Genomic DNA, 6,353 nt, shown 5'->3' on the forward strand with positions numbered 1-6,353 from the left:
GAGGCTGCAAAAAACTGAGTGTGCAACATAATCTATATTTACCGTATGGCACTGCAACGGGTTGTGCCAGTCTATGATGAGAAGTTAAATGGAATCGGTTCGTAAGGTCTATCAGTATGCAGAGCCTAACCTAACCGTAATTGGTTGGATGGGTTTTCTAGGCTATCCGGCATACTACTATGTGTGGCAGTACCTATTCCCACAGCCATACGAATCTCTTTCATTGCGTATCGTCTGCTCGCTTTTGTTTGCTGTCATAGCGTTAAGACAGTACTTGCCAGCCTACTTACAGCGCTATTTACCCGGTTATTTCGCCTTCAGTGTACCGATCTGTTTGCCATTTTTCTTTTCCTACATGATGTTCAAAAATGATTGGTCTGAAGTGTGGGTAATGTCATTCATGGCATCGATCATTATTCACGTATTGGTGGTATATCGAACCGGATTATTGTTGCTCCAGACCACATTAGCCTTTATTGCGTCGATTTTTCTAGCCTATGGTTCGAGTTGGGACGCGATTCAAGAACACGTGGTTTGGCCATATGTCGCCATTTTCGCTTTTACCTATGTGTTTGGTAATTTGTTCTATCTACGTAGCCAAATAGAGCATGAGTCCCGAGTTTCACTGGCGAAGTCTTTTGGTGCCGGGATCGCACATGAAATGCGCAACCCATTAAGCGCGCTAAAAGCGTCACTTGATGTCTTAGATAGTTTGCTCCCAACGCAACAACCGCACGTTAATGGCCAAGATAAAAGTAAGAATATTGAACTGGATGAAGCTTCACTTGCATTGGCTCGTGAAGTGATACTACAAGCAAACGAAGCAATCTACAGTGGTACAGAAACCATTGATTTATTACTTACTTCAATTGATCAGAATCGTATAACCAACGCCACTTACCGCAAACATTCAATGCAGCAGGTCGCCCAGAAAGCGTTGGCGAGTTTTTCATATCCGAGCCACCTAGATCGGTTGGCTATCCAGCCTAAACTACAGGAAGATTTTTACTTTTTAGGTAGTGACACGCTGATTAAATATACCCTGTACAATTTATTAAAGAATGCCTTTTTCCATGGTAAACGTGATAAGTTCGAGATCAAAATCGAACTGCGTCGATTCAACGGTTTTAATCAGTTGATTTTACGTGATAACGGCGTTGGGATGAGCTCTGAGGTGAGCAAACAGATCTTTGATGATTTTTATACCCAAGGCAAGGCTGGTGGCTATGGGTTAGGGTTGCCATTTTGTCTTAAAGTGATGCGAGCAATAGGGGGGGAAATACGTTGTCGCTCTGAACTCAACGAGTTTACCGAGTTCACCTTAACGTTCCCGCCATATAACTCTCCTGCGGTGAATAAGATTAAGCTCGACATGCTTAAGAATAAGAATGTACTTTATATCGGCGATTCAATGAGCTTAATCACCGCTCTAGATGAAAGTTCGTTCTATCTCGGGTTTAAGTTTAAATCCAAGCGACTATCTAAGGCATTAAAGAAGGCGGAGTACGAGTTTGAGTACGATATTATATTTGTTGACGTAGATGAAAAACTTACCGACCAACGAGTATTTGAGGCGCTTGAAAGCAAACTGAGCTTTACTCAGGGAAGGTTGGTGTACTTGTACGATAAGCACTCACGTCATCGGTCAAAATTGGAGTCGTGCATCGATTTTTTCCCGGTGGAGAAAGCTCGTTGCGTAGCCCAGTGTTCTGACATTATTGATGAGTTGATTTTCGATTCGCCACCTACCAGTCGTAAGCTCAACCTAGGGCAGAATAGTTACCAAGGAAAGACGTTACTGCTGGCTGACGATAACCATTCAATGCGTGCCTATACTGCGATTCTAATGCAGAAACACGGTTTCTCGGTTATCGAGGCGCAAAATGGATTAGAGGCACTTGAACGGCTAGAACAATCAAAAGTAGATTTAATTATCATGGATGTCGAGATGCCAATCATGGATGGTTTAACCGCTGCGAAGGAGATTCGCAGAATGAATTCACCTTTAATATCGATACCGATCATCGGTTATACAGGAGACTCTTCTGATGAGATGGCCGACAAGATTAATCGAGCTGGATTTAATGATTATTTAATAAAGCCTGCCAACAGTGAAAGCTTAATACTAAAAGTGAGCAAGTGGCTATGAGCCAATGAAACTTGTTAGCTTTCAGTACGATTGGTTGAGCGAGTAAATCCTTCAGGGAAATACATTTTCACATATCCCGCAGAGACCCAAACCACTAATATGGTGGCGATCGACAATTCAAAGAAGCCAAAATCGTGCAACCAGTGCCAACGTGGATGGTACTGCTCAAAAAAAGTGGTTAGGCGATGCATGGCAATCGCACTAATCACTGAAGGGAAGGTGACCGCTGCAATCGATGGCTGAAATTTCAAACGCATTAAACGGAAGTAACACAGATAGATCATCAGCGTCATGGTAATCGCGATACCGGCTAAAGCGCCCGTCAGAATCGGATCTGGGTTCTTAAAGTTAACTAAGTAGGTTGCTAACGTTAGGTTAATTGGCGCCGCCATTATCGCCAATGTAGGGCGTGCGCGCCTAGGAAGCATACCTTCGAACACTAAGCGATATAATACCAGCGGTAACATAAAGAAGTAGATCGTAATACAGGTGTTAACTAAGGTTTCTGAGAACACAGTATGACCAAACTGAGTGCCTGCCAACGAACTGCTAATCAAACCGACAGGATACAAAAACCAACTTGGTACGATGTTAGACATTTTGAAGTTAGTTAACTGAAAAGTGAAGAACAGCACCATCATGGTGATATGCAGCCATACTGCTGCGAACCAAATTGGATAGGCGATAATTGGCGATATAACCGCCAGATAGTCACACAAAATCAGTAGTGCCATACTCATTGGAGCCATTAAACTTCCGCTGAGTGGATGACGAAGATCGGCGATAAAAAGTTTTGGATGTGTGAAATACTTAATTAATACAGGTGCTAGTAGCAGCGCGCCTAAACCGGCCATAAAAGGGCGAATTGCTTCACCAATGGTTGGGACATATAAGGCCCATGCTTGGCCTAAGCCGATAATGCCCAGTGCCAGTGCTGCTTGTGATGGCGGTACGCCTTGAAATTGTGTCAGCCTTCTCCAGTTCAAGCCGAACTCCTAACCTTAAATCTGGTAACAACGTGCGAGGCTTTCCTTGCCTCTTGAGGTGGCGCGAATGATAGCAAGGCCGATAGCGTTGTGCCAATTATCAATTGGTCTATCTCAGTCTAATTTCTCAAACGGTGGGATTGAGGGTCTTAAAATTAAGGCTGATTCTGATTGGTATCGCGCGGGAAGTCCTCTTGTCTTAACTTTTCATTTTTCAATGTACGATGTAGCAGTTGGCTGTAAATTGGTTGTCCACCAAGCAACTGTGCAAAGATTACCGCGCCTAAGCTGGTGATGATAAGCGGTAAGATCAAATAGTAATTGTTGGTCATTTCAATCACCAATAAGATACCGGTTATCGGTGCGCGAACGGTACCAGCAAATAGAGCCCCCATTCCTGCGATAGCAAACATGCCGGGTGTGATTGGCAGTTCTGGGAATAACTGTTGTGCGATTAAGCCGAATGCATAGCCAAAAAGTGTACCTAGCGCCAACATAGGTGCAAAGATACCGCCGGGTGCACCAGATGCAAAGCAGAGTAGGGTGGTGAAAATACGGCCGACAAATAGTAATAACAAAAACGCTGCCCCATACCCGCCATTGGTAATATTAGGGATAAGCCAAATACCGCCCCCCGTAAGCTCTGGCATATATAAAAGCATCAAGCCAAAACAGCCACCAATCATCGAGCCAGTAATTAAATAGCGCTTACGGTCATTTTTATGGAGGCGAATAAATAGGTCTTGCGCAATTGTGACTAATCGGTTGAATACCACACCAAACATGCCAAACAGTGCACCTAGTACCAGAAATAGCCATAATGCTGATAATTCAGGAGCTTGGTATTGTGGCATGGTAATAACGGCGGCTTGTCCATTGATATAACGAAAGACAATGTTGGCTGAGACTGCCGAAATAATCACAGCTTTAATCGAAATCAAAGAGTAGCGGAATTGAGGGCGCATCTCCTCAACGACAAACATAATACCTGCTAGTGGTGCATTGAAGGCGGCAGCTAAGCCGCCAGCAGCACCTGAGGCTAATAAGGAGTGTTTGGTATCGCTGTTTTTTACACGGAAAATATCGGTCACCATTCGCCCGATTGCCCCGCCCATTTGTACAGTTGGTCCTTCGCGACCAAGCACCATACCGGAACCGAGAGCCCCCATGCCACCAAAGAATTTGACTGGTAGGACGCGCCACCAACGTACAGGGCGGATACCATCCATTGCACCTTCAATTTCAGGGATACCAGAGCCAGCGGCTTCCGGTGCAAAACGGTGAACAAGGTAGTAACCAACAAAGGCTAAGCCAGCGCTTATCACAAAGGCTGCGAGCCATAGCGGTAAAGCACTACCAATTTCAGATTTGAGCCAAACCGTGCGAGTTTCGGAAACAAATTGGACGGCGTGTTCAAAGTAGGTACCGACAAAACCGGCAAGTACCCCGACTAACAGGGACATCAGCAGGACGGAAACAGGGGTTTTATCTTTAGAGAGAAACTGATTAATCGCATCTTTTGGCACTTTTGCGAGTAAAGACTGTTTGATTTTCTCTCTATTGGTCATTCCGGTTATTACCTCTGCGAATATGGCTGTTTAGCCAGTAGTTTGAAAGGAAATAAAATTATACGCCTCTACTGATATAACTATAGCGATAAGAATGAAATATTGAATTCCAAAATTGGTTTTATTCACTGACCAAGAAATTTTTAAATGAAATAGTAGGAAATGTGAGCTGTTGCTTAATCATGAGTTTTATTAACTGCTTGCGAATAAAAAAACTTGAACTTTAGCTGCTTTGAGCCATATTTAGAGTGTAAGGCAATTTGAATCAAACTCGCATGGAGGAATGACAGCCTTACCTACAATTTGGATGGAATCAACATAATCATTTCGAAATCCTCGTAATATATCGGAATGCATCTATAGACATTCTGATTCGCAGACTCACGATTGAGTAACGAGGGAGAAGGCGCGCTTTTTAGTGCGCCTTTTGTCGTTTAGCATCTCGACGTTGCTTACCTATCAACGATATACTTCAAGCATAAACTGCTTGGAGAAACGCAATGACATCGAGAGTCCCGACCAACATCATTACTGGTTTTTTGGGTGTTGGTAAAACCACCACAATTCTTAACTTATTAAAGAATAAGCCGCAGAATGAAAACTGGGCTGTACTAGTGAATGAGTTTGGTGAGATTGGCATTGATGGTGCCATGATGACTGATCAAGGGGCGATGATTAAGGAAGTGCCTGGTGGCTGCATGTGTTGCACCGCGGGTGTTCCTATGTCTGTGGGTATTAATGCGTTGTTGCGTCAAAAGCCGGACCGGTTGATTATCGAACCAACGGGTTTGGGGCATCCTAAGCAAGTGATTGCGACCTTAACATCAGAGCAATATGAAAACTACGTCGATTTGAAAGCGACAATTGCTTTGGTGGACCCGCGTAACCTATCGAATGAAAAATATACCTCGAATCAAAATTTTAATGACCAGCTTGATAGTGCTGATGTGGTGATTGGCAATAAAGTTGATCTATGCCATAGCAGCGATATCGATATTTTCAGCAGTTGGGTGACTGAACAGCAGCCGCCGAAGGTCTTTAGTAAGCTGGTAAAGAATGGCGAACTGCCTTTAGAAGTCTTGGATATTGAGCGAGTATTCGGCAGTGCATCAAGTCATCTTGAGCATCATCACCATCATCACGCCAGTTTAGAACCGCAATTTGAACTGCCGCCCGGTGAAGCGTTCATTCGTCGCGAGAACAAAGGGCAGGGCTATTTCAGTTGTGGTTGGTTATTCGGTGCGGAGTATGAGTTTAATTTTGATGAATTATTCTCGATGCTTTCTGCTTTAACGGCTGAGCGCGTAAAAGCAGTCGTGAATACTGATCAAGGCTGTTACGCATTTAACGTTGCGAATGGTGTGGTTTCAGTGAATCAAATGAGCCTTGCAGGATTTGAGTCGCGTTTAGAAGTGATTGAATCTCAGTTAATGCCTTGGGATCAACTAGAACAAATTTTAGTTAAGTTAGCGGGCGTTCAATAAAGCGTGCAGATCAAAAAGGGGACTTAACGTCCCCTTCAGATTGATGACGAACCCCGCTTTTTCAAGCGGGGTTCTTTTTTGGAAGCGACCGTAGGTCGCGATCGCGATATTTTTTGTTATACCGTGCGCAGAAGCTTCCATTCATTACATAGGCATACAGAAGCAA

The 6,353-nt window shown here is 43.9% G+C and carries 4 protein-coding genes; 2 read left to right on the forward strand and 2 right to left on the reverse strand.

Features of this window, described 5'->3' with window-relative positions:
• Window positions 1–88 precede the first annotated feature (88 nt).
• Window positions 89–2,149: an ATP-binding response regulator gene (locus IRQ95_RS19930; RefSeq protein WP_194439226.1), complete on the forward strand. Its 2,061-nt coding sequence runs from the start codon at window positions 89–91 to the stop codon at window positions 2,147–2,149.
• Between the two features lie 14 nt (window positions 2,150–2,163).
• On the opposite strand, the gene IRQ95_RS19935 is transcribed toward IRQ95_RS19930, so the two are convergent.
• Window positions 2,164–3,135 (reverse strand): TDT family transporter, encoded by a 972-nt coding sequence (locus IRQ95_RS19935; protein ID WP_194439228.1) that lies wholly within the window; start codon window positions 3,133–3,135, stop codon window positions 2,164–2,166.
• 155 nt (window positions 3,136–3,290) lie between these two features.
• Complete coding sequence (gene clcA, locus IRQ95_RS19940; protein ID WP_194439230.1) at window positions 3,291–4,703, reverse strand: H(+)/Cl(-) exchange transporter ClcA; 1,413 nt, start codon at window positions 4,701–4,703, stop codon at window positions 3,291–3,293.
• Between the two features lie 500 nt (window positions 4,704–5,203).
• Here clcA and IRQ95_RS19945 point away from each other — a divergent pair, with 500 nt between their 5' ends.
• Window positions 5,204–6,187 (forward strand): CobW family GTP-binding protein, encoded by a 984-nt coding sequence (locus tag IRQ95_RS19945; RefSeq protein ID WP_194439232.1) that lies wholly within the window; start codon window positions 5,204–5,206, stop codon window positions 6,185–6,187.
• Window positions 6,188–6,353 lie beyond the last annotated feature (166 nt).

Origin of the sequence: Vibrio fluminensis (genome assembly GCF_015278125.1) — a bacterium.
Lineage (GTDB): Bacteria > Pseudomonadota > Gammaproteobacteria > Enterobacterales > Vibrionaceae > Vibrio > Vibrio fluminensis.

Coding starts and splice junctions, on each gene's coding strand:
- IRQ95_RS19930 (WP_194439226.1), top strand. CDS start 89: ATGGAATCGGTTCGTAAGGTCTATCAGTATGCAGAGCCTAACCTAACC.
- clcA (WP_194439230.1), bottom strand. CDS start 4,703: ATGACCAATAGAGAGAAAATCAAACAGTCTTTACTCGCAAAAGTGCCA.
- IRQ95_RS19945 (WP_194439232.1), top strand. CDS start 5,204: ATGACATCGAGAGTCCCGACCAACATCATTACTGGTTTTTTGGGTGTT.